Origin of the sequence: Candidatus Chloroploca asiatica, from assembly GCF_002532075.1 — a bacterium.
Lineage (GTDB): Bacteria > Chloroflexota > Chloroflexia > Chloroflexales > Chloroflexaceae > Chloroploca > Chloroploca asiatica.
On sequence record NZ_LYXE01000009.1, the window covers coordinates 51,006 to 76,134 of the forward strand.

The window sequence follows — 25,129 nt, forward strand, 5'->3', positions numbered from 1 at the left end:
ACCAAAGGCAGCTTTGCTGCCTTTGGTCAGGCCATACGTACGTTTACCGTAGCGTCACGGGTAGGAAGACTCGGTTGATGTTGAGAGGGTAAAGTTCCGAGACTTTGGTGCTAGTGCCTGCTTCGTACTGGTTGATGACACCATAGTTGTTGGTTGTGCTCATCGTACGCAGTCGCTCCCCTTCTTCCAGGGCACGGGGCAGGGTGAAGATCCAGTTGCCATTGGCATCAGCCATCGTTGTGCCAAATGACTCGAGCGTCTCGACCAGGTTGTCGGTGTTGTCAAGAAAGATCTCGATGGTGCAGAAGGGACAGCTGCTATCAACTGGCGGTGCGCCCCCTGGCGGGATGCCCGGATCGCCTGAGGTACCACGCACCGTTGTTCCTTCAATGCTGGTGATCTTGCCAGGATTGAAATAGGCGAGATCGTTCGGCACAATCGGGCCAAAGACGATTGGCCGTTGGCTGGTGACGATCAGGTTGCCCTGGTAGGTATTGGCGTTGGCCCCGACAACATTTGGCAGGTGATTCAGCGCTGCGTTCTGCGGGGTGACGATGTAGTTGTCACGGAGGACGCTGAAGTTGCCCGACATGCGGATGCCTTCGCCACAGACGCCCACATCGTTGCCCGCCGTGTCGCGCCCGATGTAGTTGTTCTGGACAAGATAGTTGCCGACACTGCCGATCTGGATACCAAAGGGCTGGGTTGACGCCGGATCAGTGCTGCGGATGCTTAGGCCAACAAGGTAGTTACGTTCAGCTTCGGTTGGGCCACCAGCCTGTGTACCCAGACCACCAAGTAGGCTGAGGCCTTGCCCCGCGATCCAGTTGGGGTTGGTACAGATCGTTTCGCCTTCTGGTGGCGCAGGGATAGTGCCGTCGGGACGGGTGCCGAGATAATTGCCGACCACCCAACTGTCGTCACTACGAATGGTCATGCCACTGGCCCGTGAGCCGGTCACCACATTGTTGCGATAGACATTGCCCCCTTCCTGGGCCGGTGGCGTTTCGGCATCCTGAATGGTCGCTTTGTTATCAATCGCATTGTTGCCGCCGATGTAATAGATGCTCTGGCCATCCTCGTTGAGACCGAGCCAGTTCGCTTCGATAAAGTTGCCACCAAGATTGACCTGAATACCAAAGCCCTGCAAACCCAGACCACGGATGATGTTGTCGCGACTATCCACAATCAGGATCTGCTGGGTGTTCGTTCCCCTGACAAAGATCTTTGGCCCAGTCGCACGCCCACCGGGCTGCGTCGTGCCATCAATGACGATTTGGCCCCCTTCCAACCGCCGGAAAACATTGCTGGCCGCGCTATTCAGATCAATGCGCCACACCTCCAGCGCAGCATTGTAGCCCGGATCGGTCGTCGGTATGTCGAAGTTGATCAAGACCGGGCGTTCGTTCGCGGGCAGTTCACGCGCCTGAGCAATTGCCCGCCGCAAGGTACAGGGGTTGGCGGTACACTTCGTTGACGAGCTTGTATCAGGATCAGCCGTGCTGTTGACGGTGATTGTGGTTGCAAAGGCATACGTAGGCAGCGGAGGCACCGCTCGTGGTTGCACCGGGGTGAACTCGGTTGGCGCATCAGCGTCGGGCCGCACCGGTGGCGGCGGGGTTGCGATCACCCCATCAGGGCCGTAAAGGTTGCGCGAGACGCGTGTGCTTGTGCCAGCCCCAAAGCCCTGGATCGTGCCTTCAAGCGTGGTTGTGCTCTGCGTACGCAGGCCCTGGTTCGGGCCGAGACCACCAGGCGGCAGGATCTCAGGAAACGACCAGTTCCCTTCAGCATCAGCTGCGACCGTACCAAGCGATTCCAGGGTCTCGATGTTGCCGTCGCGGTTGTCGAGGAAGAGTTCGATCACACAATTCGGGCAGGTGCTATCCACCGGCTGCGCTGGCGGCGGCGGCACGCCTGGATCACCCGACGTGCCCGAGACGGTGCGGCCCACGATGGACGTCACTTTCGCAGAGTTGAAGTAGCTGTAATTGACCGTCACACTCGGAAAGAAGAAGACTGGGGCAATCGAGTCTTCGACTACGTTGCTGCGGATCAGATTGGGCCCAAGCGAGACACCGCTGCCACTCAAGCCAATCGCGCCTGTTTGTGGCTGTTCACCTTCGGTAATCTTGTTGACATCGTCGTTGCGAGTACCGGCGCCATAGATGGTATTGCCGCGAATGACATTACCCTGGTTGGTCAGGCGGATGGCATCGCCACAGGTACCAAATTTCTGGACAGCAGCATCAATCCCGATAATGTTATTCTCGATGAGATTGCCGCCTTTATCAATATCAATGGCCGTTGGCGGCGTGTTCAGGGGATCGTTGCTGGCCCAGAGCAACCCGACAAACCGGTTATCGCGGACGACATGACCACTGCCGAACAACGCAATGCCCGCGCCACCAAACCAGTTGTTGTACCGGGCATTGGGGCGGCACTTGCGATCAGCAGCAATTGTCGGCACCGTCCCATCGGCACGGGTACCAAAAAGGCTCCCCTCGATCGTGCCATTGCTGCCCCGCATCGCAATGGCGACCGTGCGTGATCCCGTCACAATGACGTTATTGTAGGTGTTACCAGTACTAGCGGTTGCATCCTCAAAACTCGCCCGGCTATCAACGGTTGGATCACCACGCACAAAGAAGATCTCCTGACCATTCTCGCGCAGGCCACTCCAGACATCGCTGACGCCATTATTACTGCCGTTGAAGATGACGCTGTAATACTGAAAACCCAGCCCAATCAACCGGTTCTCATTCCCGTTGATCACAAAACGGTCGGCCTGGGTCGAGCCACGAATAAAGACCCTGGGGCCAACCGCCCGCCCACCTGGTTGCTCCGATGCATCAATCGTCACTTGCCCACCTGCGAGATCACGCAGGTTCGCACCGACACCTTCGCTCAGTACAATCGTCCAGGTTCCAGCGGCATCGCCGGTATTCGCCTCATTGGCGGGCAGATCGAAATTGATCAAAACAGGACGCGGCGTGGCTGATGCCCGTGCCTGGACAATCGCCCGACGTAGCGTACACGGACTCGCCGTTACACAGGTCGCCGACATACTGAGATCAGGATCAGTCGTACTATTTACCGTAATGGTCGTAGCAAAGGCCTGAGCCCGGGCCACAGGGGGTTGGACCTGCGGCCAGAAACCAAAGACGAGCATCACCATAAGACCGCAAGCGATCAACACATGGAAGCGTTGGGGGCGTAACATCAGGCACCTCCCTCGAGCATAGATGGCAAGGAGGGGAAGGGCAGCGATGCAAACAGCTTCCTTGCCGGGAACAGTAGATTGCGTACGGGTTCATTATAGAACTTCACTCTCGTATGGCTCTCGTTCTGGCTGCAACATGGTATAATAAGGCTTGCATGTACATATATAACATGCATGGGCAAGACACATGCAGCCACACGATGACACATCTTCATCCCCACTCTCACTCTGGATGCTTGGGCCATTTCGCGTCATGCTCGGGGCAACGACGCTTGCCCTACCACCTCGTTCACGCGCCCACGCCCTGCTCGCCTATCTCTTGCTGCACCACGGTCGGGCGGTTGACCGTAGCTATCTGGTGGGGCAACTTGATCCTGATTTGCCAGATCTTGTGGCCCGACGCCGCCTCTCTGATACGATCTACCTGTTACGCCGCCTGTTGCCTGCGGCACGGCTGCAAACAACCCCCACAACCCTTGCGCTAACCCTTGCACCACAAGATGATTGTGATCTTCTCGCTTTCGAGCACCTGTTACGCCAACCTGTCGATCAAGTCGAGCGCTCCTTGCTGCTCGCCTGCCCCGAACCGATCTTCTGTCCTGAACTCGATCACGAATGGGTCTTGCCTGCCCGCGAAACGCTGCATTTACGCTTACTCAACCGCTTAGAGCAGTGTGCTTCCGTTGATCTCCAGGCAGGCCAACTCACGTCAGCACGGGATCTGCTCTTACGGTTGCTGCAACTCGATCCCCTGCGCGAGGTCGCCGAGGTCAGTTTGCTGCATGTCTTTGAAGCCCTCGGGTCGCGCAGCGAGGCGATCAGGCAGTATGAACAATGGTGCCAGCATCTCCAGCGTGAATTTGGCTTTACCCCACGGCCCGAGACCGAACAGGCCTATCGGTACCTCATCCGCCAGACCACTCCAGCACTACGGCCAACCCCAACCACGCTCCCGACCACGTTACCGCTTGTGGGGCGTGACGATGAACGTCGGCACATCTTGAATTGGATGGACCAAGCCAGTTCTCACGCAACGCTGATTTTGCTCGAAGGGATGGCCGGCATAGGCAAGAGTTACCTGCTTGACTATGTGGCTGGTGATGCCCACTGGCGTAATTGGCAGGTCGCACGGGCAACCACCGATCCCACCCGTAGCACCCTCGAACAAGCCCTGGCATCATTACTCACCCCATTGCACTACGAACACCTGGCCGCCATCCTCCCAGCAGCCTGGTATCACCATGTAATAGCGCTCTTTCCTCCTGACGATGCGTGCAGACTCGCTTCCCAAAGCACACGTCACGCTGAACTCTCCGCTGAGTCATATTACGCAACCATCGTGCGCCTGCTCGAAGGTTTAACCAGCCATACACCGCTCCTCCTCATCCTGGATGGCATGCACGAGGCGAGCGAGGCGGATCTGGCCCTGTTGTCGCGGCTCGCCACCATGCAGACCAGGTGCCCGTTGATGCTGATCGTGAGTTACCGTCCATCAGCACGCGAAGAAGGCGGGCGCTGGGCAGCCTTGCAACGCCTCGGTACGCTTGCCACAGGACGTTGCCTCGAGCTTGCCTCCCTGAATGGGGCAGCGTGTCGCATGCTGCTTGAAGAGACCCTGGGACCGTGGACAGATGCCGCCGTAGAACAGATCGTATCTTTCACCGGAGGCCACCCGCTCTTTCTGCGCGAGGTGGTGACTTGGTTGCTCGAAGATGGGTTGCTTCGCCGTGAGCGTGATGGGCGCTGGATGCTTGACGGGGGCCTGTTCGAGCTCGAGCCAGTGCCGGATCTTGCCCATACCGTCGGCCTCAGGCTCGATAGCCTCACTGAACGCGAGCTCACCTTGCTCACCTTGATGGCCCTGCAGCATGAACCGCTGAGCGTTGAAGCGCTGGTACAACTGACCGACTGGTCTGCGCCAAGCATCATCGAACAGGCCCAACGCATGGTTCAGCGCCATATCGTCCGCCAGTGTCCCTCGGGCTACACATATGCGCATGCCCTGATCGCCCAGGCTGCCCGCGAGCGGCTCGACGCAACATCACGACGCACCTATCATGACCGTCTGCTGGCCTTACCCGACAAACATATTCGTCCGTCGCCCTTGCGCCGCGCCTTGCACGCCCTTGCCGCAGAATCGTGGGAAGCAGCACTACCGCTGCTCATCACCGCCAGCAAAGAGGCGCGGCGACGCGGCGATTATCGTGTCGCCCTCCGCCTGATCAAACACGCGCTCGACGCACTGGCGCAGAGTAATCTGACGTCGGCCCTTCATACCGAGTACCATATCGAACTGCTCTTTGAACAACTCCAGGTCTGGAACTGGCATCCACCTGAACAGGCCGAAGAACAAGCGGCGGTGATCGCAACCCTCAACGGCTATCTGCCAGCACGAGGGCCGTTCCGGCTGCAATTGACCCTTGCCGAGATAGAATATCTGCTCACCCTTGGCGCGAACCAGGCTGCTCTCACAAAAATCCGTACAGCCCTTGACCAGTTGAGCAACGACGCCACCCCAGAGCAACTGGTGCGGCTGCATTTTCAATATGGCAAAGTGGCCCAGCGCCTCGAGATGTTGCACGAAGGCATCGCCCATCTGAAGATCGCACGTGATCTGGCTGCGGCGTGCGGCTCAATCGAAGATGAAGTTGCCGCTCTCGGCAATCTCGCTGTCTATCACCATTTCGCCGGTGATTTTGGGACTGCACGCGTCGGCTACAACCAGGTCAAAGCCTTTTGTGACACGCACGGGTTGGTCATGCCCGGGTTGGTGGCGAGTGCCAACCTGGCCGCACTGGATCAGGCTGAAGGCAAGTTGGCCGAGGCCATTTGTGGGTACGAACAGGTGATCGCTAGTTGCGCCCGCAATGCTGCCGTTGACCCACCTGACCTCGAGAATCTAGCCGAATTGATGATCCTCGTTGGGGCGTTCGACCGCGCCAAGAGCTTGCTGAGCCAGGCCATAGCCCTCTGGCACGAGCGCGGGGGCAATGCGGCGTTGACCCATTGCCGCCAGGCTATGCTTGCGCTGGCAACTCAGGAGTTTGCCTGTGCCCGTGATCATCTAGCGATCGCCCGCGCAAGCAATCGTACCGGCGATGATCGTCGTGTCGCCGGCGAAATCGAGCTCTGGCAAGCCTTGATCGGCCTGGAAGTCGGCGATTTTGCCCTGGCTGAGGCTTCAGTGGCCCATGCCGAACGTATCTATAGGCACATGGGAGTACGCTTCTATCAGGCCCTAATCACCGCCATCGCCGCGCTCGCGGCTGCCCGCCAGGGGCATTTTGCCCAGGCGCACGCTCACCTGGCCGCAAGCACAGCAGCACTTGAGGCGCGCGTGCAGACCCTGGTCGATCCACGCTATTACCTGGGGCTGACCGCCGAATTGCTTGGCGAGACCGGTGAAGCCGCCCGCTTCTACCAGACAGCCTGGGAACAACTCTGCACCCAGGCCGCAACGCTCCCCCCTGACCTCGCCGCAGGGATGCCGACAACACCCTTTGCCAAGCGCCTCGCACGCGCAGTCGCACGTCAACAGGCGCAGACAGCCCTGATGACCCTCCCCGGCAAATATGCCCCAACCGGGCGGCCCTTGCATCCCTGGGAAGAAGTCCGCCTTGTCTGGTCACTCCCCGACACTACCGATGAACGGCACAACCGCACGGTACGTCAACGGAACCTGCACGACCTGCTTATCCAGGCGAGCGAGCAAGAGGCTGCACCGACGCTGGCCGACCTCGCACGGATGCTACAGGTCAGCACCGCCACCGTCAGCCGCGATCTCCTCGAACTCCGCCGTCGTGGCGCATCGGTGGCTACCCGTGGTGTTCGACGTTAGGGCTACCGCAGCACGACTGCCCCGATCAGTGCAGCCCCAATCACCACAATCCACGGCGCAACCCGCCAGAATTGCAGCGCGGCAAAGGCAACCAGCGCCACCGCAACCTCAAGTGGCCCGCGGATCGCACTGGTAATCACCGGATCATACAGGGCAGCGAGCAAAATCCCGACCACTGCCGCATTCACCCCGCGCAAGGTTGCCTGCGCAGGTGCCGCCGAACGCAGCCGCGCCCACAGGGGCAAAGCCGCCCAGACCAGGAAAAAGGAGGGTAAAAAGATGGCAACTAGAGCCATCGCCGCCCCTAACACACCATTTGGCGGAACGCTGCTGATCGCACCAAGATACGCTGCAAAGGTAAAGAGCGGCCCCGGTACCGCCTGAGCCGCCCCATAACCTGCCATAAACTGTTCGGCGCTCACCCATCCTGGGGCAACCACATACGCTTCAAGCAGGGGTAACACAACGTGTCCGCCACCGAAGACAAGTGAACCAGCCCGAAAAAAGGCATCGATCAACGCAATCGGCTGGCTCTGCGTTGCGACCGTCAGCAACGGCAACCCAACCAGGCCAAGCACCATCAGGAAGATGCTGAGCAGTGAAAGCAACCGCGGGACACGGATCAAGGTCGTCGTCTCTGTCTTGACAACCGAGCCATCGTTCAGCAAACGCCAACCCACCAACCCACCCACGAGAATCGCAACGACCTGGCTAAGCGCCGTTGGCCAGGCCAGAATCAGCACCGCAGCCGCAAAAGCCAGGGTCACCCGCAGGCGATCGGGCGTCAAATTCTTCGCCATCCCCCAGACGGCCTGGGCTACCACCGCAACGGCAACCACTTTGAGGCCCTGGAGCCAACCACTGTCGCCACCGGTACCCAGGGCAGCCAACCCAAGCGCAAACGCCGTCAGAGCCAGAGCTGAGGGCAACGTAAAGCCAAGCCAGGCCATCAGGCCGCCCCAAACTCCTGCCCGTACCGTTCCCAGCGCAATGCCAACCTGACTACTGGCAGGCCCGGGCAAAAATTGACAGAGCGCCACCAGATCCGCATAGGTTACCTCGTCTACCCAGCGCCGCCGTTGCACAAGCTCTTCACGAAAATAGCCCAGATGCGCCACCGGCCCGCCAAACGAGGTCAACCCAAGCCGGGTAAAGACCACCAGAACTTCAAGCAGGCTTCCCCCGGTTGCGGTCAACACTTGCTCGCGACGTTGCATCGCCCTGCTCCTCGCAATAATACCGACAGATCTTCCGTAACGGACAGCCATCAGCGCGGTCAAGGTAGCTCTCGCGGCCATCCTGACGACTATAGACTCGGCGCGAGGGAGGCCCGTCGCAGCGCGGACGAGCAAGGCAATAGCGCACACAGACCTCGTTGATCTGCGCATGAAACTCGGCATAGAGCGCCACCGGCGGCTCGGCGGGCACGAGCTCAGTCAGAGTCGCTTCAATCGTCTGACGCACCTGCTCGTAACGGTCACGATGCCAGCGTTCAGGTTCATGCTGGTGAGGCGCAGGCCCGACGCGCGCAAAGAGTCGCCGCGTATACGCATCAACCACAAAGACCGGATGCCCACCACCATAAAGCATCGTCACATCGCAGGTCTCGGAACCAATGCGGGGCAACGCAAGCAACTCGGCGCGAAGCGCATCCAAGGGACGCGCCAACAGCGTCGCCGTCCTCCCCTGATACTTGGTCACAAGATACTCGGCAAGCGCACGCAATCCGGTCGCCTTCTGCGGATAAAAGGCCACCGGACGCAACAGTGGCACTAGGTCAGCCGCTGCCACCTGCACCAGGGCAACGGGCGACAACAGATCAGCCGCAAGCAACCGCTGAACGACCTGCTCGACCGTCTCCCAGCGCGTCTGTTGCACCAGCACAGCCCCAACAAGTATCTCGAAAGCGGGATCATCGCCAAAGATCGGCCACCAGGGGCGCACCGCCAGCGGCCCATGCAAGCGACCAAAATGGGCGAGGAGCCGGGTATAGACAGCCTCAAGCGTTGGGGAAGTCACAGGATCTCCCGACAACAACATGCTCCCTCCACCAGTCAGTTTTGCTTACTGGCAGAGGGAGCACGCTGGCCTCACGTCAAGCCTACTCGGTCACTGATGCTGCCGCAGGCATATACAACTCGCGCACATAATCAGCGAGCATACGGCGCATACTAAAGGCAGGTGCAACGGTAGCAATCGCTTCTTTGCAGATCTGAACCCACGCCGTCGGCACCCCATTGGCATCACGTCCATCGTAAAATGTCGAGGCAATCTCGTGCTCAATCAGGTGATAGAGCGACTGCGCATCATTCCAATCCTGCTCATCCTGATTGCTATACTCACGCTCTTCACCAATAGCCCAGCCATTCTTGCCATTGTACGCCTCGGGCCACCAGCCATCGAGGATCGAACAATTCGGTGCCCCATTCAGGCTGGCTTTCATCCCGCTCGTACCACTCGCCTCGTACGGTCGTCGCGGATTATTCAGCCAGACATCAACACCCTGGGTCATTGACCGCCCGACCGCCATATCATACTCTTCCAGGAAAACAATGCGCCCAGCCAAGCCTGGCTGCTGAGCCAGTTGGTAGACATTCTGGATAAAGAGCTTGCCGGGATCATCCTTGGGATGCGCTTTACCCGCAAAAATAATCTGGATCGGCTTACCGGGTCGGTTGAGCAGATACTTCAGCCGCTCGATATCCTTGAAAATGAGCGTGGCACGCTTGTAGGTCGCAAAACGACGCGCAAAGCCAAGGGTTAGAATGCCATCTTCGAGGACCGGCCAGACGGGAGCATTTTGGTTAAGATGCTTGTAATGCGCAGCCAGACGCCCACGGGCAAAGGTGATCAACTGGCTCTTCAGCCCCTGACGCGTATTCCACAGGACATCATCAGGAATCTGATAGATCTTCTTCCAGACCTTGGGGTCATCCAGATTGTCTTCCCAGGTCTTCCCAAGGTACGCATTGAACAACTCATGCAATTCAGGCGCAAGCCAGGTTGAGGTATGGACGCCATTGGTAATGGAGGTAATCGGCACCTCATCGCGGCTCTTGCCCGGATAGAGCCACTGCCACATCCCGCGGGCGACATGGCCGTGCAGCTTGCTCACACCGTTGTGGTAGTCGGAAGCCCGCAACGCCAGCGCCGTCATCGCAAAGGTCGGCCCCCACTGCTGCTCTTGCAACGCAATCGACATAAACTCATCACGCGTCAGATTCAACTGTGGCCAGTAGCTCCAGAAGAAACGCTCGATCAAGGGCAACGGGAAGGCATCATTGCCTGCCGGCACAGGGGTATGGGTTGTAAAGACACACTGCGTCTTCACCTGTTGCATCGCGTCTTCAAACGTCACGCCCTGAACAACCAATTCGCGGCAGAGTTCCAGCACCAAGAAGGCCGAGTGCCCTTCATTCATATGCCACACCGTCGGGCTATACCCGAGACGGCGCAGCGCACGCACCCCACCAATGCCCAGCACCAACTCTTGCGAAATGCGCATCTCTTGGTCGCCACCATACAAACGTGCCGACAATTCGCGGTCTTGCGGGCTATTCGGGTGGATATCCGTATCCATCAATAACAACTCGACCCGCCCAACCTTGAATTTGTAGACCTTCGCATAGATGGTGCGTCCGGGCAACTCAACCTCAATGACAACCTCGTGCCCCTCGGGGTCAAGTGCCGGAATCGCAGGCACATCCGCGAAGTTCATCTTGTTGTACTCGGCAAATTGCCAGCCACTCGGGTCAAGACGCTGCCGAAAATAGCCCTGCGGATAGATAAAGCCCACTGCCACAAAGGGCAGATCCATGTCAGACGCCTCTTTGACGTGATCGCCTGACAAAATACCAAGGCCCCCTGAATAGATAGGCAGCGACTCGTGCAGGCCAAACTCGGCACTGAAATAGGCGATCTGCACATCTTTCACATCAGCATAGTGCTTGCGAAACCAGGTCTTCTTTGCACCAACATAGGCATCGAAGCTCTTCATCACAGCGTCATATAGCTTGAGATAGCCAGCATTGGCTGATGCTTCTTCAAGCTTGCGCTGACGAACATCACGCAGGAAATCGACCGGATTGTGGTAATCAAGCTCCCACAGATCAGGATCGATCTGGCGGTAGAGATCCTGCGCCTCAGGATGCCAGGTCCACCAGAGGTTGTAGGCAAGTTCGCGCAGACGGGCGATACGCTCGGGAATCGGGGTAAACAAAATTTCGTGTTCCAGCCGAACCATGTGCTCTCCTCACTCAGGCTTGCCAGGGCTACAAGCGGCCTGCTGTAGTCGTTCAATCCACAGGCGGGAAATACAGTTGACCATTGTAGCCGCTGTACGTCTATCTGTCTAGGCAAATCAACAGCAAAAATCCATCAGACCCCCGCAATAAGCGGAGTATCCTCGGTTGCATAGGCATACGCCATCCGTCGCGTATTCCAGGCCAGGCCAATCTGACCACTCGGGGTCAGGATGATGCAGCCGCCACGGCCTCCATCAACATAACGGGCAAGGGTATGCATCGCACTTTCAGCGGCCGTTTGGGGCGGTACACCACGCTCAAGTTGTTCAATTGCACGACGGGCCAGCGCCACACGGACAATGCCTTCACCCCAACCAGTACAAACCGCTCCACCAATCGTTGCATCAGCATACAGACCACATCCAACCATCGGGGTATCACCAATACGACCCGGAAGCTTGAACGGCGTGCCACCAGTTGAATTGGCCGCAACAAGATTGCCACTCTTATCAAGCGCAATCGCCCCCACGGTATCATGACCATGTACTACAGCAGGATCGGGCTGTGCCTCCAAGGTGCTCTCTTCGTCCTGACGACGACTCGCCTTCCAGGCTTGCCAAAGAGCCACTTCACGCTCGACAATCAATTCCGCATTGTCACAAAAAGGCATCCCACAACTGGCAGCAAAGTGCTCGGCCCCTTCGCCACCAATAAATGTCGCCGGGCCTTCGAGCACATGACGTGCCAGCGTGATCGGATTACGGATGCGCTTTAGATTAGCCACCGCTCCATAACGCAGCGAACGACCGTCCATCAAGGCTGCATCAAGTTCAACCGTGCCTGCACTGGTCAAAACCGAGCCGGTGCCCGCGTCAAAAATGGGGTCGTCTTCCATCAGGCGAACCGCCGCTTCACACGCTTCCAAGGCTGTCCCACCAGCCCGCAGAATCCTCAGGCCCGCTTCCAGCGCGACACGGCACCCATGAAGGTGTGCCTCCACCTGCTCATCCGGGATGTCCCAGGCACCGCCATGAACGATCATTGCAATCGGCATAGATCTCAACCTTCGCTCACACTGATCCGCTAACGATCAGCCCACGTTGTTTGCTTGCACGAGGAAAGTAACCTACTGTACCACAGAGGATCGTGCTCGGCAAGTTCTGACTCCAAGTTCACCACCCACACTTCCCTGAAAAGCGCTATAATTTGCGGTAGACTGTTCTTAAATTACCAAAAGGATCAATTCAGAATCTATGTTCAAACGCTTATTTGGGCGCGGACAAGATGCGCCACGCACAGAAGAAGAAGCCCAAGTTGAAGAGGAACAGGTTACACAGAGTCTCGAAAAGTCCCGTCAGGGTATCTTTGGCCGCATCGCGCAGATCTTTGCGACCGATGATCCGATTACCGAAGAACTCTGGGATGAACTGGAAGAAGCGTTGATTCAAGGCGATGTTGGCCTCGAAACAACCCAGTATCTCGTCAATCGTACCAAAGACCGCGTCAATCGCTATGGCACCAAAAAGGCGAGTGAGGCCCGCGATATGCTCAAGGCCGAGATGGTGCGCGTCTTTCAGGATCAGGTGCGCCCCCAATCCGCCACGACACCCACACCGTTTGTCATCCTCGTCGTTGGCGTCAATGGGGCCGGCAAGACCACGCTGATCGCCAAGCTTGCCCACCGCATGAAGTTTCGCTTTGGCAAGAGCATCCTGCTCGCCGCAGGCGATACCTTTCGCGCTGCCGCTACCGAACAACTTGAGACCTGGGCCGAACGCGCTGGCGTGCCCTGCGTTAGCCTTGGGCAGGGGGCCGATTCCTCGGCAGTTGTTTTTAAGGCGATTGATGCGGCGCTCGAACAGCAAGTTGATGTGCTTATCATTGATACCGCAGGCCGCCTGCAAGCCAAGTTCAATCTGATGCAAGAACTTGAAAAGATGCGCAATATTATTGCGCGTAAGATCCCCGAGGCCCCCCACGAGGTGTTGCTCGTGATCGATGCGACAACCGGCCAGAATGGGGTCTTGCAAGCCAAGGCGTTCCTCAAGTCTGCCGGGGTCACCGATGTGGCCGTTAGCAAGATGGACGGCACCGCCAAGGGGGGGATCGCTTTCGCCATTGCCCAGGATATCGAACGACCGATCCGCTATCTCGGTACCGGCGAAAAGATGTCTGACCTGGCCCTCTTTGATGCTCAGACGTTTGTTGATGCGCTCTTTAGCTGAAAGGGATCGCTGTGAACGTCGAATTTGTCACATGCCCAACCTGCAAGCAGAAGCTTGCCCTGCAGAAGTATATTACGCCAGGGTCGCTCGTCGTTTGCGCGAATCCCCGTTGCGGTACCAGCCTTCGCATCATCCGTCGTCGCCCGCTCCAGGTTGAGCCGGTACCCGAGGCGGAAACCTATCACGTTGATTTTCGCCCCGAGTCGTATGGCTAAACAACACCAAACCCGGTCGTACCTCACCTGGATGCGCAGGCTCACCACGGCTATTGCGCTGCTCTTGTTGACTGGATGCCTTTTGATCAGTGGTGAAACAACGATGATTGACCTGCAAGATGGCAGTGGCAATCTCTTGACAACCTTTGTGGGTGCGGAAGGGCAACAAGAACGAATCCTTGATGTCGGCCTGCCCGCAACGGAATTACAGGTGATCGTCATCGTTGGCGTCGAGTCGGGCGATCTGGCCCTGTCGCTGCTCCAACCCGAAGGATCGGTTGTCTTCACCGTCGCCGCCCGCCCCGATCTCCAGGTCACTCGCTCTGGCTCTGTCCGTACCAATGAACGCGGCCAGTTGCGCTATACCGTCAATGCCGCTGCGGCCCGCAATGGGTCGTATCAGATCTTTGTGCAACCGTGAGCGCAATCGTCTGTGAATGATCTGAGATTTGACAGAGGAATCTTTTTTCGCTATACTCAAGTCTGACTATTTCGGTTAGCCAATCAGTGCAGGCTAGACAAATGCCAGATCACGGTGAACGCCAGCTTTTGCTCCTCGGTCTCCTGCGCCACCAAGAGATGCACGGCTATCAGATCAACGAGTTTATTGACGAGCAGATGGCGTTCTGTGTTGACCTCAAACGTTCAACCGCCTACTATCTGCTCGAGCGTCTGCGCCACGAAGGGTATGTGACCGAAGAGACCGAGCGCACCGGCAATCGCCCCGAACGACGCGTGTATCGCATTACTCCCGCTGGTGAAACCCATTTTCAAGCCCTGCTACGCACCAATCTTGCCACCTATACCCCTCCAACCTATGCCAATGATATTGGCCTCATCTTTCACCATCATCTCCCCCCTGCCGAGGTGCGTACCTTGCTTGAAACACGCCGCCAAAACATCCTGGCCCATCAGGAGAAACTCAAAAGCCTTGCGACGGTACTCCCCGCCGATCATCTTGCCATCATCCGCCACCATTTGATCCACGTTGCGGCTGAACTTGATTGGATCGAAGAGCAGCTCTCCTAGCTAGCTCCAGCATGATACAAACCCTATGACAACATTTGCGATTGAAGCCCACGGACTTGTCAAGCGCTATGGTGACCTGACAGCGGTGGCTGGTATTGACCTAGCGGTGCCCCGCGGCAGCATCTATGCGATGCTTGGGCCAAATGGGGCCGGCAAAACGACGACGATCAACATGTTGACAACGCTCATTGTCCCAACGGCTGGCTCTGCCTCTGTTGCTGGGCACGATGTTGTGCGTGCGGCTAACCAGGTACGTACACGGATCGGCGTGACCTTTCAAGATATTGTGGTGGATCAGGATCTCACCGGTCGCGAAGTTCTCGATATCCACGGACGACTCTACCGCCAACCAGCCGCCGTACGCCAGCGTCGCATCAGCGAACTGGTTGAGTTGGTGCAACTCACTGAGGCCATTGACCGCCGTGTCCGCACGTACTCAGGAGGGATGAAGCGTCGCCTCGAACTCGCCCGTGGCCTGATGACCGATCCCGAGATCCTCTTTCTCGATGAACCAACCCAGGGTCTCGATCCACAGAACCGCGTTGGCATCTGGAATTATATTCGCGACCTGAATCAGACCCGCGATCTGACCCTCTTGCTCACAACCCACTATATGGACGAGGCCGAAGCACTGGCGTCACGGGTCGGCATCGTTGACAAGGGGCGCTTGGTAGTTGAAGATGCGCCCGCTACACTCGTGAGCAACCTGGGTGCCGATGTAGTCAGGATCCGTGGTCAGGGCGAACGGGATCAGTTCGTTGCCCACCTGAACAACATCCCGTTTGTCATCCGGGTTGACCTTGACAACCTGGGCGAATTTGTGATGGTCTATGTCGATAGTGGCAGTCGCCGTCTCGCCGAAATCGTGACGAGCGCAGGTGCCAGTCATTTTCAGATCGATGATGTGACCGTCGCCCGGCCTTCGCTTGGCGACGTGTTCCTCCACCATACGGGCAATGCCCTGCGTGATTGAAAGACCGCACTATGTACCCAACCTATGTCATCTGGAACAAGCACATGGTCAAGTTCCTCCGCAACCGCGAGGAATTGCTCGGGCTCGCCTTGCAGTCCGTGCTCTGGGTCGTCCTCTTTGGGGTGGGCATGCGTGGCCTGATCAGCGAAATTGAGGGCCGCGATTATATGTCCTACATCCTCCCGGGCATTCTGGCGCTGAGTGTGCTCGGCGGGGCGGTCGGTGGGGGTATGGTGATGCTCGACGAACGGCTGCGTGGCATTCTGAAGGAATATCTCGCTGCCCCAATCCCACGCCTCAGCATCTTGCTCGGCAGTGCAACGAGTACCGCAACCAAAGCCCTTTTTCAGGCTGTGCTCATGTTGCTCGTTGGGATCTTGATGGGCGCACGTCTGGCGTTCAACCCCGCCGGTTGGCTCGTCTCGCTGATCCTGCTCGGGCTCTTTGCGCTCGGCTTCAGCGGCATTGCGCTCGCCGTTGCGGCAGTTTCACGTTCGATTGCCGGCTACCATGGCATGATCTTTCTCTTCAACCTGCCCTTGCTCTTTGCCTCGAACGCGCTCTATCCCCTTGCCGTCTTGCCAGGTTGGATGCAAGCCATTGTCTTGCTCAATCCAACGACCTACCTGATCGACGCCATCCGCACCCTTGCCTTTGGCACGACCGCAACCCTGCCGCTGGCCCTCAGCATCGCCGTAGTCACGCTCTTTGCCCTCCTCGGTACCTGGCTCGCCCTCTCGATGTTCCAGCGCACCATCCGCGGCTAACCCAAGCTTCAAAGCCTAGACGCACAAACTGCCAGCTTTGCTGGCAGTTTGTGCGTCTAGCCCTGCAACTGCTCCTGTTCAGTCTCAAGCTCAGCCAGTTTACGCTGATATTCGCGACGTTGCAGGAACTTGAGCGTTCCAAGGCAGACTGCGCCAGCAATGGCAATACCAGGCCAGACCATCCACTCGCTATGGGCTTTGATGCTATAGATAAAGATGGCCGTAAAAAGTGCCGCAAAGACCATCCCGGCTACCATAAAACTCTCAAAGCCTGGGCTATTCAAATAGACTTCATCACGTGTACTAAAACGGCGCTGCTGCTGCTGTGCCATGCCGCTACCTTTCCTAACGAGGATCGTCTCACAAGCTCACACCATATGCCGTTATCCTAGCATGTTCTTGTGTGGTAGAACAGTTGAAAAGCTGTTACAGAAAGACAACCTTACCCAACGCCTCAGGGAAAAACAAACGGGGCGCTGGCCTCAGCCAACGCCCCGTCGAGCGCGCCTCGCAACACATTATTCCTCAACCACAATCCGTTGAGGGCCACGACCATCTGACGAACGCCCAGAGGCCGGCCCTTCGATCAATTCACGGAGGCGGAAGAGTTGTACTCGCATATCCAAATCCGCCACGAAGCGTCCGAGACCCAACACAAACACCCGCAGGCCCTCGTTTGCCACTTCATATTCAACCCGGTTCTGCACCACCACCCGCGAGCCATCGGCAAACCAGCGCCACAACTCCTGACCTTCCCAGAGGCCATTGATCTTCATCAAGATATGTTCGCGGTCACGTTCGACCACCGTATAATCAGATCCTGCCAACCCCAGCGAGACCAGGCGCATCTTGTGGACACTGCCGAGACTCATCAAGTCACCCTCAATAGGTTGAAGTTGCACCAGCGGTGAGCGCCACTGCGCCATCAAGGCTGGCTCGGTCAAATGGCGTTCAACAACATCTGGTGTTGTTGTAATCGAGACCCACTCTTCTTGCACAATCATAGACAAAACTCCTCACAACGACGGACTCTCAATCGACGCACGGTAATACTGCTCAATTCCTTTTTTGAGCAGAATAAGCGGGTAGCCTCTGGCGGGAAGACCGAGGGGGCTACCAACAGCATCTTTGGGACCCAACGAGACCAATTCACCAAGTTTGAGCGGCTCATATGAACGGGGGGCTCGTCCCATCACCTCGGCAAGCAAAGACTCGGCCATATGCTCACCCTGGCGCATTGCATAACTCGCCGTAGACGGTACCACGCTACCCGAGCCATCGGGAATCGCGGCACAATCGCCCATAGCAAAGACTAGCGCCTGGTCGTGAACCCGCATATACCGATCAACCAGAACCCGCCCAATTTCATCAACAACAAACCCCGAATTCGCGAGGAGCGCCGGGGCACGAATGCCCCCAGCCCAGACCAGGGTGGCTGCACGCAAGATACGCCCATCATTGACCCGCAACAAATGCGGCTCAACACTGGTCACACTGGTATCAAGGTAAATGCTTACCCCCAACTGATCGAGCACTCGCGCAGCCTCAAGCGAGGAAGAACGCTCAAAATGCTCGAGCAAACGAGGATTACGGTGCAGCAGCGCAATGCGCGCATGCCCGCGTGGTGCCCCTGTTCGTTGACAAAGCTCACTCACCCAGCCAGCGAGTTCACCCGAAAATTGGCACCCGGTATATCCACCACCTACCACAGCCGTCGTCATCAAGATCCGCTGCTCCACCGGATCATTCGTACGAGCGGCCGCCTCGAACTGAGCAATCAGATGGTCACGAAGGCGCACTGCGTGCTGATAGGTACGCAAGGGAAACGTATGCTCACGCGCCCCGGGCACATCACGAAAATCAGTCTCGGCCCCCAGCGCAAGGACTAGTCGATCATACGTCAAGACTCGTCCATCATCAAACTGCACCTCACGCTGATCAGGCACGACGAGCTTGACATGGCCCTGCACGAACTCAACGCTCGTCTTGCGCAACAATGGAGTGAGCTCATAGATCGCCTTTTCTTGAGGCGACCTATCGGTAGCGGTAAGATGCAGAATTTGTACTATCTGATGGTACGAAAACTGATCAACCAGAACAACCTTGTCGTCGCGTCCACGCTCACGGAGCATCTGATCAAGATCGAGCGCGGTTCGTAAACCGGCATAACCGGCACCTAGAATGATGATTTGCATACCAATAGCATACCATGATTTTGAAAAATCAATGCACGGATTCGCAGCCTTCGTGACGCTCATGACGACAACAAGGGCGGCTGACCAGCCGCCCCCAATCCAGGCCCATTGTCATCTAGCCCCAACCGCGCAGCGAGGCTCGATCCTCACTGCGCGAAGTGATGCTGCTTGTTCAACAAGGCAAGCAAACAGCATCACCTCAGGGGAACGACCATCGTCATCTTAGGCCGAGGGCGTCGTCGGGGGTTTTTCAACCCACTCATCCACCTTCGCTGCCGTGCGCTCGACACCATCGGCAGCACGGTTCGCCGCACGACCGACACTGGAGCCAAACTCATCAGCAGCCTTCGCCAGACGCTCGGTAAACGCACGGGCACGCTCACCGATCCGGTCAGGGCTTGGCAAATTCGGCAAATTGAGCGTCGGAGCCGGGCCGGTGAAAATGTCATCCACCACCCGCTCCGAGACATTCGCCAGTTCTTTGGGGAGCACAACGACCGCACGGGCCACTTCAACCATCGCCCGACGAACCCGGCGGCGTGAGCCACGGGGCAAGAGCACCAGCGGTGCCGAAGCGATCGTCAGCCCGATGCGAGCTGCACCTCCTACGAATGCCGCGCCCATCTCGAACACACCATCACGTTCTGTGCGGGCTACGCTTGTTTGTTCGCTCATATGCGTCACTCCTTCTATCGTCTTCAGACCGCTTACCCAGCAACGAGTTCATCCTTCGGCGCTTGCTTGGCCGGAGCATCCTCACCCTGAGCGGCCCACTCCTCAATAGCCTCACCTGCGATATCAGCAAAATCTTTAGGCAGGCTGGCGAACGCGTACATCAACTCCTTGGAGGCATTGCGCATATGCTGTCGGCTCTCGCTGGGGAGCAAGGCAAACGGCAGCGTGACGAGCGAAAAGCCGAACCGCACGATCCCGCCACCAAACTCAACTGCCGACTCCATCGCGCTGTCATTCCGCTGTGGGCGGACACTACGCACTCTCACTTCACCTGTGGTTTCCGACATGTTTTCCTCCCTTGTGCTCTTACCGATTACAGATGCGATGGAAGCCTCTGACACCATTCATCAGTCCATCTTCCACCGAGCAGCAACTGCCATCTGCAATCACCGAAAGTAGCCGCCGACCATAAAGCCCGACAAGAACTGGATAATCGCTACGAACGGATTGCTCGCAAGCAAATACCGCACATAGTTCTTCTGCGATGGATCCTGATAGAGTTTAATTTGATTATAAATCGGGACAACGATTGACAATCCAATAAACACGGCGATCGCATAGTAACCCCACACAATCGCCAGAACCATCAGCAGCGCCTGCGACAGATTAATTGTCACATAGGCGACCAGTAACGTTTTATGCACCCCAATTGCCACCGCTAGCGATTGCAGCCCATGCTGCCGATCGCCCTCAACGCTCTTAATGTCGTTGAGAAAGAGCAAACCTGCGGCGAGTGCGCCGTTGATCCACGCCACAACCACACTCTCCCAGGTGAGCGGGGCAAAAATAAGATGTCCTGCCAGCCAACTCATACTCACATAGCCCAACCCGACCGCAGGCGGGCCAAGCCAGAAATGTTTTTTGAGTTTGATTGGCGGCATACTATAAACGACCGACAAAACCAACCCACCCAGGGCCAGCAAGACGATCCAGAGATTTTGAAAGACAAACGAGACAAGCAGCGTCGCTGTTGCCAAAAACATCCAGTTCAGGCGAGCCTCATTGAGCGTGACAAGCCCAGCTGGAATGGGACGTTCAGGATCATTAATGGCATCCAGGTGACGATCATAGTAATCATTGATGCTCTGGCTAAATCCCGTCCCGAGCGGCCCAGTCATCAACGCCCCCAGCATGACAAGCGCCCAGTGTTGCGGATTTGTCCACTGAAAACCAATCAATGGTCCGGATGCCAGGGCACCACAGATCGTAACAATCGAAGGCGAGATCCACGTCACCGGATCAGCCAGATCAATATGAGCCTTGATCTTTTTGCCGAGTGGCACCTGTTTTTCAGAAGTAGAGAGCATTTTAACACTCAGATATGGTCGCTTGCACACGATACGCGTACGCGATCAGACTTTCACCGCCTGATAGAGCACATGATCATAGCCTTCGGCGAACGTCACCTGATCAAACCCGATCTCCCGCAACAATTCGGGATAGATGGCGTGATCTTTGAATTCGAGTACCGAGAAGTTCATACCAATCCCACAGAGATAATGCGTGAGATAGTCATAATTCGGTTTGCTGCGATCACTGATAATCATATCAAGGACGAGCACACGCCCACCCGGTTCCAGGGCTTCATAGGCCTTTTGGAGCAACATGGTGCAGAATTGCCGATTCATCGGGTAGAGAATTCGTGCAAAAAGCACCGCATCAGCTTTGGGATAGGGATCGCGATACATGTCGATCGCAATTGGTTTGATCCGCCCCTCAAACCCACGCTCCTTTGCATTCTCACGCACCAGATCAAGCGCACTCGGCAAATTGATCAGGGTTACCTGCAACTCTGGGTGTTTCTCACACAACGAAGACGCAATATCACCAATGCCACCGCCAACATCAGTCAACGCTTGAACTCCATGCAGTTCCGCATGATCACGCAGGAATTTCTGCACAAAGTGGATATTGCTGCGATGGATTGTTTCATAAAAGATACTATCTTCGCGGGTACGAGGCGGATGAGGCACATGACTGGTAAAGTCCATCTTGCCACGGGTCACATCAGCCAGACTGGAATAGTAGGTCTGGATCAAGTCAGTCATATAGCTGACAAAGGGCAGCATCGTCATATTGCGATGTTGCTCGGGGGTCGTAAAGAACTGCTCGGCAAAGGGGGTAAGCGCCCAGACACCTTCGTGCAGGTGCGTCAGGCCAATCTGTTCCATGGTGATCAACAAGCGCTCAAGACGCATCGGGACGCTGCCCGTTGCTTTTGCCAGCGTCTCAACCTCCTGAGGTCCACTCGCCATAGCCTCGAACAAATCAAGATCATACGCCGCTTTGATCACGAAGAAGTCTACGGTGCCTTTGAAGACCATCTCATAGGCCCGTTCCATAGAACAGTAGAGTTCAGCATCATCGCTCATGCAGCGACAATTCGGAAAACAACGAAACTGTGCCTCCGCACTGGTCATGTCTGTGGTCTTTCTACTCACTTAACGGTCTCGAACTTTCGACCCGCTCTTCACTAATGCGGTTGAGCAGTGGCTGGGCAAAGATAGGAATATAGCTGAGCCACCAACTGATATAGCCAACCCAGGCAAACGCCCGATGGATGTATCGCCGCCTGGGATCACTCCCAAGTTGTGGCCCCCAACGATGACCCGTGATCATCGCGCCAACCATGCCAATGGTTGGTAGTGGGCCGGTAATCATAAAATAGATCTTCAGCCACCGGGGCTGATGCTGCCCTCCAAAATTCTCTTCGCGAAAGAGCCTTCCAATTCCCACGATAGCAACCATCGCGTTCATCACCCAGTCAAGCACGTGTGCGATATTCGCTAATCGTGTACGTTGTGCGGCGCGCTCGGCTTGATGCTCCTGTGCTTCAAGTCGACAGAGCCGGAGTACGGCGGTATAACATACGAGTGAGATACCACTGACCAGGGCCATTGCATACAGAATTTGTCGGTCACTTAGCCTTTTGAACATGCAATTGTATTATAGTACAAAACGAGCAAGTCCTGGTCAATATTTTTGACCAGTTCTTGCGACCCTACCCGTGCGCAAGACCGCTCAGCCGTGCTGACTGGCTACGAGGCATTGTCTCATCAAGACTACTGCCTTCCCACCAAGCCAACACGACATCGCGTGCGCCATACCATGTCCGTGGGGCATTGTAGGGTGCGTGGCGCACACCTTCAAGCACCAGGTTGTCGGCTCCTTCGAGATAACAGGCATGGGTAGGAATAATGCCATCACCAAGCTGGTTACCATCGCCGAACGAGACTTCATACGAGCGGAAGGCAAGAATCTCTTCGGGTGTCCCGAGACGTTTGCCTTGCACACTCTGCCCAACCACCGAGGTATAACGAATATGTGGATAGTAAGCCCCCGGATAGCGGCCATTGACCATTCCAGCAAACTCTTGAACCCAGACTTCATAGGTCGTGTGGGCGGTTCCCAACGTCGTCAAAGTCGCTACGTGGCGTTGACCATTGTAGACCACCCCATGGTACGGCTGGTCGCCAAGATACGCCCGCGCAACCCGACCACCAGCACTGTGGCCAATCAGGTCAATCTGCTCGGCACCTGTCTCGTGCAACGCCAGTTCAACCGTACGGGCCACAACATTCAGGATCGGCGTAAAATCAGGGTCACGCAACGATGCCCACTGGGTTCGTCCAAAATCAGTAATATAGACAATGCGATTGTAAGGCGGTTGAGCGAGAATCCGGGCAAACCCCAGATAGTCCCCTGGCGATGAAAGCCACCCGCCTACAATAACAATTGGTCTATGCATACCCTCTCTCCTCAAGCTATGCAACACAAAGACTATACGGTAGAGTGGGGGCCTGTGGCCCCCAATTGCATTGCACAGCGCCCATTTCTGTTCTTTCAAGCGAGCTTATCGTCGCTTTTTGTTCTTGTCAGATCCACTTGGCGAGGCACTGCTCGATGCATCAACTGACTTGTCAGCAGCAGGTGGCGGTTGGCCACCACTTGCCTCAGGGGCAGCTTTTGCCTCGGGGGCAGCTTTTGCCTCGGGGGCAGCTTTTGCCTCGGGGGCAGCTTTTGCCTCGGGGGCTACCGAAACTTTGTTTTGCCCATTACCATTGGCCATATTGACCTTGATACGGCGCACCGTCGGCGCACTGCTGGCCGCACTATCACCAGGCAGATTGTCAATCACGGTATCAACCGCTTCACGACCAATACGCACCAGTTCATCCGTCTGGAAGCGTGTCCAATAGCTATAGAAATTCCAGACATCCGTCAGGGTCGCCCGAAATTCACGGGTAAACTGCTCAAGCCCCTGAGGTGGCAACGACCCTCGTAGATAGGTACGCACGCCATAGCCAATCGGTTGAACATAGCCTTCGAGATTGTACGAGGAACCATTGCCATTGCCGCTGCCATTGGTACGTGGGGCCGGCGGGGGTGGCGTGTTCGGCTTCCACGAGCCTTCGATCGCAAAACGCGGTGGTGTCTCTGCATTGTCAGCCGTTGACGCCTCGCCTGAAGAAGGCGGCGTATAGGCCGTCTGAGTAGACGGCGTATAGGTCGCCTGGGGCGGCGTATAGGTCGTCTGGTTAGACGGCGTATAGGTCGCTTGAGGTGGCGTATAGCCGAACGACTGACGAGCAGGTGGCGAATAACTGGACTGTGTGCTCACGCTACTTGCCGAACCATAGCTTGTTGGCTCGCTATCAAGGTTCAAGAACTTGCGTAACCACTCCGGCATCCAGCTGTACGAATTTGAACTGGACATATGCCTGTCCTCTCAATCATAAGCGCGGTGTTCCGCGCACATTACCCCAGCGCCAGGAGCCGCCGTTTCGGTTGCATATGGGGGGCGAAGCAGAAATCAATAATTCGACCAAGGTCATCACCAGGGTAGCGTCGGTCAAGCGTGATGATCGAGTCAAGCACGTACGCGAGTTGATCAGGCTGCACCTGAGGGCCGCAGCGTACCAGATTACCAACCAGCTTGCGGCGCAATTCGAGGCTATAGCGCAATGTCGTCGCAGCCAATTTCCCGAGGATAGCATCGCGCAAATCAAGGTCTTCCGTAAAACGCTTCAACCAGCGTTCAAGACCAAAGCGCTCGCTCTTATCAAGGTAAAAATTGACCAGATCCGACAACCCCGTATCACTCGTCAGTTCCATAAGCTCATCCCAGCGCTTATGAAACGGCTGACGGCTAAAAGCGTTGAGAGCGGCAAGCTGGCTGATCAGATTGCTTGCCGTATAGTATGGTTCACGCTCAAATGTCCGCTCAAGGCCAGCTTCGCGCTCGGCCATCAGCGACACAGCCTCGCGGACAACCCCATCAGAAGCATCATACCCACCGCGACGGAGGTGCATCTCGTGAGCCAGTTCGTGAAGTGCAATGCCAACCGTACCATCTTCATCCCAGCGACCGAGGCTCACAAACGAACCACTGCGCGGCGAAAAACTGCCACTATCTGTCCAGGGTCCACCTGGCTTGCCGCTATCAAGCGCCTCAAAGGTAAGTCTCTCATTGAGAATATCACTTGCCAGATCAGCACCCCACATAGCACCGGCAAGGCGTCGCACCTTGCGAGCCATCTGCGCAGGCCGATAGCGGTACTCGCCCACCATCAACACCTGATCGCCGGCTTGCTCCATAGTGATCACGGCTTGCTGACCATTTGCTCGAAGCAGTAGCTGCATATGACTTCCTCGTTGGCACTTTCCAGTTTCTGAGACACCTCA

The 25,129-nt window shown here is 56.7% G+C and carries 23 protein-coding genes; 7 read left to right on the top strand and 16 right to left on the bottom strand.

The window, feature by feature from the left end; genetic code table 11:
* Positions 1-43 precede the first annotated feature (43 nt).
* On the bottom strand, positions 44-3,223 hold the full coding sequence (locus tag A9Q02_RS00565; protein WP_097650395.1) for a hypothetical protein: 3,180 nt from the start codon (positions 3,221-3,223) through the stop codon (positions 44-46).
* 187 nt (positions 3,224-3,410) lie between these two features.
* Between A9Q02_RS00565 and A9Q02_RS00570 the strand changes: the two genes are divergently transcribed.
* Entirely contained in the window at positions 3,411-7,061 is a 3,651-nt protein-coding gene (locus A9Q02_RS00570) for an ATP-binding protein (RefSeq protein WP_097650396.1), read from the top strand.
* A gap of 2 nt (positions 7,062-7,063) precedes the next feature.
* Here A9Q02_RS00570 and chrA read toward each other — a convergent pair whose 3' ends face one another.
* The 4 genes from chrA to A9Q02_RS00590 all read right to left on the bottom strand — a co-directional run bounded on the left by chrA (position 7,064) and on the right by A9Q02_RS00590 (position 12,359).
* Positions 7,064-8,278 carry a chromate efflux transporter gene (gene chrA / locus A9Q02_RS00575; protein ID WP_097650397.1) on the bottom strand — a complete coding sequence of 405 codons (1,215 nt, stop codon included), beginning with the start codon at positions 8,276-8,278 and terminating at the stop codon, positions 7,064-7,066.
* A complete protein-coding gene (locus A9Q02_RS00580) occupies positions 8,229-9,080 on the bottom strand; it encodes an endonuclease III domain-containing protein (protein ID WP_245860140.1) in 852 nt (283 codons plus the stop codon). The genes chrA and A9Q02_RS00580 overlap by 50 nt, the downstream gene beginning before the upstream one ends.
* 82 nt (positions 9,081-9,162) lie before the next feature.
* A complete protein-coding gene (gene glgP / locus A9Q02_RS00585; RefSeq protein WP_097650399.1) occupies positions 9,163-11,304 on the bottom strand; it encodes an alpha-glucan family phosphorylase in 2,142 nt (713 codons plus the stop codon).
* Between the two features lie 134 nt (positions 11,305-11,438).
* Positions 11,439-12,359: an isoaspartyl peptidase/L-asparaginase family protein gene (locus A9Q02_RS00590; RefSeq protein WP_097650400.1), complete on the bottom strand. Its 921-nt coding sequence runs from the start codon at positions 12,357-12,359 to the stop codon at positions 11,439-11,441.
* 199 nt (positions 12,360-12,558) lie between these two features.
* Between A9Q02_RS00590 and ftsY the strand changes: the two genes are divergently transcribed.
* The 6 genes from ftsY to A9Q02_RS00620 all read left to right on the top strand — a co-directional run bounded on the left by ftsY (position 12,559) and on the right by A9Q02_RS00620 (position 16,514).
* The gene (ftsY, locus tag A9Q02_RS00595) at positions 12,559-13,530 is read left to right on the top strand and encodes a signal recognition particle-docking protein FtsY (protein WP_097650401.1); all 972 of its coding nucleotides are present in this window, start codon (positions 12,559-12,561) and stop codon (positions 13,528-13,530) included.
* A gap of 11 nt (positions 13,531-13,541) precedes the next feature.
* Positions 13,542-13,745, top strand: a complete 204-nt coding sequence (locus A9Q02_RS00600) for a hypothetical protein (protein ID WP_097650402.1) — start codon at positions 13,542-13,544, stop codon at positions 13,743-13,745.
* The gene (locus A9Q02_RS00605) at positions 13,738-14,166 is read left to right on the top strand and encodes a hypothetical protein (protein ID WP_245860143.1); all 429 of its coding nucleotides are present in this window, start codon (positions 13,738-13,740) and stop codon (positions 14,164-14,166) included. Before A9Q02_RS00600 ends, A9Q02_RS00605 begins: the two co-directional genes overlap by 8 nt.
* 101 nt (positions 14,167-14,267) lie before the next feature.
* Positions 14,268-14,774 (top strand): PadR family transcriptional regulator, encoded by a 507-nt coding sequence (locus tag A9Q02_RS00610; protein WP_097650403.1) that lies wholly within the window; start codon positions 14,268-14,270, stop codon positions 14,772-14,774.
* A gap of 25 nt (positions 14,775-14,799) precedes the next feature.
* Positions 14,800-15,747 carry an ATP-binding cassette domain-containing protein gene (locus A9Q02_RS00615; RefSeq protein ID WP_097650404.1) on the top strand — a complete coding sequence of 316 codons (948 nt, stop codon included), beginning with the start codon at positions 14,800-14,802 and terminating at the stop codon, positions 15,745-15,747.
* Between the two features lie 11 nt (positions 15,748-15,758).
* Entirely contained in the window at positions 15,759-16,514 is a 756-nt protein-coding gene (locus tag A9Q02_RS00620; RefSeq protein WP_097650405.1) for an ABC transporter permease, read from the top strand.
* 56 nt (positions 16,515-16,570) lie between these two features.
* Here A9Q02_RS00620 and A9Q02_RS00625 read toward each other — a convergent pair whose 3' ends face one another.
* The 11 genes from A9Q02_RS00625 to A9Q02_RS00675 form a co-directional block, all read right to left on the bottom strand.
* On the bottom strand, positions 16,571-16,846 hold the full coding sequence (locus A9Q02_RS00625) for a hypothetical protein (RefSeq protein WP_097650406.1): 276 nt from the start codon (positions 16,844-16,846) through the stop codon (positions 16,571-16,573).
* A gap of 186 nt (positions 16,847-17,032) precedes the next feature.
* The gene (locus A9Q02_RS00630) at positions 17,033-17,518 is read right to left on the bottom strand and encodes an SRPBCC family protein (protein ID WP_097650407.1); all 486 of its coding nucleotides are present in this window, start codon (positions 17,516-17,518) and stop codon (positions 17,033-17,035) included.
* A gap of 12 nt (positions 17,519-17,530) precedes the next feature.
* Positions 17,531-18,709, bottom strand: a complete 1,179-nt coding sequence (locus tag A9Q02_RS00635) for an NAD(P)/FAD-dependent oxidoreductase (RefSeq protein ID WP_097650452.1) — start codon at positions 18,707-18,709, stop codon at positions 17,531-17,533.
* 222 nt (positions 18,710-18,931) lie between these two features.
* On the bottom strand, positions 18,932-19,384 hold the full coding sequence (locus A9Q02_RS00640; RefSeq protein ID WP_097650408.1) for a hypothetical protein: 453 nt from the start codon (positions 19,382-19,384) through the stop codon (positions 18,932-18,934).
* Between the two features lie 32 nt (positions 19,385-19,416).
* Entirely contained in the window at positions 19,417-19,731 is a 315-nt protein-coding gene (locus A9Q02_RS00645) for a hypothetical protein (RefSeq protein WP_097650453.1), read from the bottom strand.
* A gap of 99 nt (positions 19,732-19,830) precedes the next feature.
* On the bottom strand, positions 19,831-20,751 hold the full coding sequence (gene bchG, locus A9Q02_RS00650; protein WP_097650409.1) for a (bacterio)chlorophyll synthase: 921 nt from the start codon (positions 20,749-20,751) through the stop codon (positions 19,831-19,833).
* A gap of 45 nt (positions 20,752-20,796) precedes the next feature.
* Positions 20,797-21,864: a bacteriochlorophyllide d C-20 methyltransferase BchU gene (gene bchU, locus A9Q02_RS00655; RefSeq protein ID WP_097650410.1), complete on the bottom strand. Its 1,068-nt coding sequence runs from the start codon at positions 21,862-21,864 to the stop codon at positions 20,797-20,799.
* A gap of 13 nt (positions 21,865-21,877) precedes the next feature.
* Positions 21,878-22,381, bottom strand: coding sequence for a hypothetical protein (locus A9Q02_RS00660; RefSeq protein ID WP_097650411.1), 504 nt, complete (start codon positions 22,379-22,381; stop codon positions 21,878-21,880).
* Between the two features lie 64 nt (positions 22,382-22,445).
* Complete coding sequence (locus A9Q02_RS00665; RefSeq protein WP_245860147.1) at positions 22,446-23,192, bottom strand: esterase/lipase family protein; 747 nt, start codon at positions 23,190-23,192, stop codon at positions 22,446-22,448.
* A gap of 105 nt (positions 23,193-23,297) precedes the next feature.
* Positions 23,298-24,161, bottom strand: a complete 864-nt coding sequence (locus A9Q02_RS00670) for a hypothetical protein (protein ID WP_141508628.1) — start codon at positions 24,159-24,161, stop codon at positions 23,298-23,300.
* Positions 24,162-24,202: 41 nt separating this feature from the next.
* Positions 24,203-25,087, bottom strand: a complete 885-nt coding sequence (locus tag A9Q02_RS00675; RefSeq protein ID WP_097650413.1) for a hypothetical protein — start codon at positions 25,085-25,087, stop codon at positions 24,203-24,205.
* Positions 25,088-25,129 lie beyond the last annotated feature (42 nt).

Excerpts from the sequence above, each read along its gene's own strand:
- A9Q02_RS00565 (WP_097650395.1), bottom strand. The coding sequence starts at position 3,223 with ATGTTACGCCCCCAACGCTTCCATGTGTTGATCGCTTGCGGTCTTATG.
- A9Q02_RS00570 (WP_097650396.1), top strand. The coding sequence starts at position 3,411 with ATGCAGCCACACGATGACACATCTTCATCCCCACTCTCACTCTGGATG.
- chrA (WP_097650397.1), bottom strand. The coding sequence starts at position 8,278 with ATGCAACGTCGCGAGCAAGTGTTGACCGCAACCGGGGGAAGCCTGCTT.
- glgP (WP_097650399.1), bottom strand. The coding sequence starts at position 11,304 with ATGGTTCGGCTGGAACACGAAATTTTGTTTACCCCGATTCCCGAGCGT.
- A9Q02_RS00590 (WP_097650400.1), bottom strand. The coding sequence starts at position 12,359 with ATGCCGATTGCAATGATCGTTCATGGCGGTGCCTGGGACATCCCGGAT.
- ftsY (WP_097650401.1), top strand. The coding sequence starts at position 12,559 with ATGTTCAAACGCTTATTTGGGCGCGGACAAGATGCGCCACGCACAGAA.
- A9Q02_RS00605 (WP_245860143.1), top strand. The coding sequence starts at position 13,738 with ATGGCTAAACAACACCAAACCCGGTCGTACCTCACCTGGATGCGCAGG.
- A9Q02_RS00610 (WP_097650403.1), top strand. The coding sequence starts at position 14,268 with ATGCCAGATCACGGTGAACGCCAGCTTTTGCTCCTCGGTCTCCTGCGC.
- A9Q02_RS00615 (WP_097650404.1), top strand. The coding sequence starts at position 14,800 with ATGACAACATTTGCGATTGAAGCCCACGGACTTGTCAAGCGCTATGGT.
- A9Q02_RS00620 (WP_097650405.1), top strand. The coding sequence starts at position 15,759 with ATGTACCCAACCTATGTCATCTGGAACAAGCACATGGTCAAGTTCCTC.
- A9Q02_RS00625 (WP_097650406.1), bottom strand. The coding sequence starts at position 16,846 with ATGGCACAGCAGCAGCAGCGCCGTTTTAGTACACGTGATGAAGTCTAT.
- A9Q02_RS00630 (WP_097650407.1), bottom strand. The coding sequence starts at position 17,518 with ATGATTGTGCAAGAAGAGTGGGTCTCGATTACAACAACACCAGATGTT.
- A9Q02_RS00635 (WP_097650452.1), bottom strand. The coding sequence starts at position 18,709 with ATGCAAATCATCATTCTAGGTGCCGGTTATGCCGGTTTACGAACCGCG.
- A9Q02_RS00640 (WP_097650408.1), bottom strand. The coding sequence starts at position 19,384 with ATGAGCGAACAAACAAGCGTAGCCCGCACAGAACGTGATGGTGTGTTC.
- A9Q02_RS00645 (WP_097650453.1), bottom strand. The coding sequence starts at position 19,731 with ATGTCGGAAACCACAGGTGAAGTGAGAGTGCGTAGTGTCCGCCCACAG.
- bchG (WP_097650409.1), bottom strand. The coding sequence starts at position 20,751 with ATGCTCTCTACTTCTGAAAAACAGGTGCCACTCGGCAAAAAGATCAAG.
- bchU (WP_097650410.1), bottom strand. The coding sequence starts at position 21,864 with ATGACCAGTGCGGAGGCACAGTTTCGTTGTTTTCCGAATTGTCGCTGC.
- A9Q02_RS00660 (WP_097650411.1), bottom strand. The coding sequence starts at position 22,381 with ATGTTCAAAAGGCTAAGTGACCGACAAATTCTGTATGCAATGGCCCTG.
- A9Q02_RS00665 (WP_245860147.1), bottom strand. The coding sequence starts at position 23,192 with ATGCATAGACCAATTGTTATTGTAGGCGGGTGGCTTTCATCGCCAGGG.
- A9Q02_RS00670 (WP_141508628.1), bottom strand. The coding sequence starts at position 24,161 with ATGTCCAGTTCAAATTCGTACAGCTGGATGCCGGAGTGGTTACGCAAG.
- A9Q02_RS00675 (WP_097650413.1), bottom strand. The coding sequence starts at position 25,087 with ATGCAGCTACTGCTTCGAGCAAATGGTCAGCAAGCCGTGATCACTATG.